The 3125-nt window shown below is 46.5% G+C and carries 4 protein-coding genes; 1 reads left to right on the forward strand and 3 read right to left on the reverse strand.

The features are described 5' to 3' along the window. The 3 genes from GRP75_RS22680 to GRP75_RS22690 all read right to left on the reverse strand — a co-directional run. Nucleotides 1–575: PepSY domain-containing protein (locus GRP75_RS22680; RefSeq protein WP_160790431.1), on the reverse strand; the 575-nt coding region annotated here is incomplete at its 3' end. A 22-nt stretch (nucleotides 576–597) separates the two neighbouring features. Continuing rightward, nucleotides 598–1959, reverse strand: coding sequence for a sensor histidine kinase (locus GRP75_RS22685; RefSeq protein WP_160790432.1), 1362 nt, complete (start codon nucleotides 1957–1959; stop codon nucleotides 598–600). After that, on the reverse strand, nucleotides 1956–2657 hold the full coding sequence (locus tag GRP75_RS22690; protein WP_160790433.1) for a response regulator transcription factor: 702 nt from the start codon (nucleotides 2655–2657) through the stop codon (nucleotides 1956–1958). The genes GRP75_RS22685 and GRP75_RS22690 overlap by 4 nt, the downstream gene beginning before the upstream one ends. 326 nt (nucleotides 2658–2983) lie before the next feature. On the opposite strand from GRP75_RS22690, the gene GRP75_RS22695 reads away from it, so the two are divergent. Next, the coding region (locus GRP75_RS22695) for an AroM family protein (RefSeq protein ID WP_160790434.1) at nucleotides 2984–3125 on the forward strand (142 nt) is incomplete at its 3' end.

The following is a 3125-nucleotide window of genomic DNA, read 5'->3' on the forward strand; positions in this document are numbered from 1 at the left end:
TGTTTTTCTTTTTCCCACGTTATAGAGTCGATAGAGCCCGATACTGCATTGACCTGTACTACTGCTTCACGCCCATCTTTTACCTCAACCTCAACCAGATAGTAGAGGCCTTTGTCGTTGCGATGAAGCTCAATATCATCGGATGTTCCGTTAACTGCTTTGGCAGCAAGCTTGGCTGCTTCTTTCTCTGTAATAACGAGAGAAACCGGGTCAGGTTTATTAGCTGGATTCGATGTGTCTCTGGTTGGTGAGTTACCAGGATTGTGGTCTTGGGGCTCCTGCTTCGCATCTGTATAAACCTGTATCCGCTTAATGGAGTCGATGACACCGTCATAGGCATTGGCTTTTATATCGTACTTCCCTTTGGCGCGTTCCAGCCTGATCAGATAAAAATCACCCAAGCGTTGGGATTCGAGCACCTCGCCGGGATACTGATGCAAAACGGATTGGATGACGGCCTTTTCTTCCAATGGAGAAGCTGCTAACGACCGTGCCCAAGGCCACTGTAAAAGACAAATTGTAATCAACACAGCCGCCAGCGTACCTCCAATCACCCACACATAGATGGCTTTCATCGTTATTCCCTCCTTTGGCTTATTATTTTGGAATGGTAGGGAGGATGATCGTTGCAGTTGTTCCGCTCCCCTCTACACTTTCTAGCCCAATTTGAGCATGTATAGCTTGTGCAATTCCTGTAGCCAATGATAAGCCTAGCCCAGCCCCACCTTCCTCGCGGCTTCTGGCTTCATCCACACGATAGAAGCGGTCGAATACTTTAGATAACTTTTCTTCCGGGATTCCAATTCCTTGATCTGTGATTCTTATGCAGGGTTGAGCTGTACCGCCCACCGTATCAATCATCAGGTGTATCGGCTCGTCACTGTATTTGCGTGCATTATCCAAAAAGATAAATAGCAGCTGCTTCAGCTTATTTTCATCGGTATAGCCAATGCAGTCTGCCTGTACATCCAGTTGAATTTGTCGGGCGAACGCATTTTCAAATGTAGCTTTTAATTCTGTCGCTATTCTGGTCAGGCGTACAGGCTCCAGCGCGACATTCCATTGTTCTTCGTTTCTGGCCAACAGAAGAAGCTGCTCTGCCATGTCCTTCATTCGAATCGCCTCGGAATGGATCGCTTCAACGGATTCGGCGAAAATGTTGGGATGCTGCAACCCCCGCCGTTTGAGCAGACTGGCATAACTTTCAATAATGGTGAGCGGTGTCTTCAATTCATGGGACGCATTAGATACAAATTGTTCTTGCCTGACGAAATTCCGCTCCAGCAGTTCAATCATGTCATTAAATGTTTCTCCCATTTCGACCAGTTCGTCGCGTGATGATGAATTGAGCGGAAGACGTTTAAATTTCCCGCTGCGCTGAATTTCTTTCATCGTGCTAATCATAGATGTAATTGGACGTGTGATCAGTCTGCCGAGCAGCCTTCCCGACACCACGACAGGAATGAGCGCAATTCCAGTGACAGCCACAAGTACGATTCTGAGTACCTGTAGCGTCTGCATCGTCGGTTGCAGACTTTCGGTCACCTGGAGATTGACAACCTCGCCATTGGTCCAAATCATGGGGAGCGATACAAGAATGTAACGATTGCTTTCATAGGTAATCATGCGAACCTGCCGTGTTTCATCAAAAACGCCCTTCATCAAGCTAAGAGATTGCTCGGAAGAAGAGGTGATAGGGGGAAGAAAGTCGCCTTCTGGTTTCATCAGCCGAAGCATGCCATCCAGCGGTACATAGGCTCGGAGAAGATCCTCAGCGGCTACGGATACCGGAGCACGTTGAATCCCACGAACTATGTTCTCTGCTGCGGCCTCTACCTGGTCTTTTCGATTGTCTATCGAAAATTGGCTGAATAGGAAATAGATCGAAAAATTAATGGCTACAAGTAAGACCGCGAATAATAACGAGGTGTACGTATGGATTTTGTTTTGTAGCTTCATAAAGATTCCTTCAGTACATAACCAATTCCGCGTACAGTATGGATAAGCTCAGGGAGCTGGCGCGTAGGGTCGATTTTATTGCGCACGTAGCGAATATACACATCGACCACATTGGTATCGCCCATATAATCTATGCCCCATACATTTTCCAGTAATTGTTCACGGCTAAGTACCTGCCGCTGGTGTCTGAGTAAATGAACGAGCAAGTCAAACTCTCGCGGTGTAAGCTCAATGTTGTGCTCTCCTCGAAGAACTTCACGAGTACCTTCATGGAGACGTAAATCCCCGGCACTAAGCCATCTATCTACCCCTTGTGGAGCCATGTCTTTCGTTGCACCCACTCTGAGTGCGGCCCGTACACGTGCAAGCAACTCTTCGATCACAAATGGTTTGGTAACATAATCATTGGCTCCCAAATCGAGTCCCTCGACCTTATCTGCAATGGAACTTTTAGCCGTCAGCAAAATGACAGGAACGTTCGCATCATGCTTACGAATCCTACGAAGTAGCTCGATGCCATTGAGACCGGGAATCATAATATCCAGCAACACTAGATCCCAATTGCCTTTGCAATACGTCTCCAGCCCATCAATTCCGTTTTTTTCTTTACATACTTGATAGCCTTCAAATTGAAGTTCGATCTCTAGAAGCCGGGCAATCTTTTCTTCGTCTTCTACGATCAAAATAGATTGTTTCATGATCATGCCCTCCTGTAGGCGAATAGCCGATACGGAAGTATTTTAGCATATACGGACAGGTAAGGCACTTCAAAGCGCAGGGCAGTGAGGGAAGAGATGTTTATGCTGCGTTATATTTCTTGACATTAAAAAGGAATAAAATGTAATGGTAACGCTATGATTTTGTTTTTTTATCCTTTATGCACAACAAACAAGCCTTTGTTTTGGTCAGGACGAACATTGTCTATGTGAGGAAAGTTGCAGTAACATAAATTAAAACTATTCACCAGAACCGAAATAAGGGCAGACCGCGAGCTTGCCCTTTGTCGCCAGGAGCGTAAAATAAAATGAAGCGAAAGCAGGGATTCAAAATGCATAAGCTTGGGATGATTACGATTGGGCAAGCCCCCCGGTCAGATGTGGCCCCTATCGTAGAAAGGGCATTGGAAGGACGGGCAGAGCTGGTACAGGCCGGTGCGCTAGATGGGC

It is taken from the genome of Paenibacillus sp. OT2-17, from assembly GCF_009827695.1.
GTDB classification, from domain to species: domain Bacteria; phylum Bacillota; class Bacilli; order Paenibacillales; family Paenibacillaceae; genus Paenibacillus; species Paenibacillus polymyxa_B.

What these genes read in the sequence shown, in the direction of transcription:
- GRP75_RS22685 (WP_160790432.1), bottom strand. Translation starts at nt 1,959, where the DNA reads ATGAAGCTACAAAACAAAATCCATACGTACACCTCGTTATTATTCGCG.
- GRP75_RS22690 (WP_160790433.1), bottom strand. Translation starts at nt 2,657, where the DNA reads ATGAAACAATCTATTTTGATCGTAGAAGACGAAGAAAAGATTGCCCGG.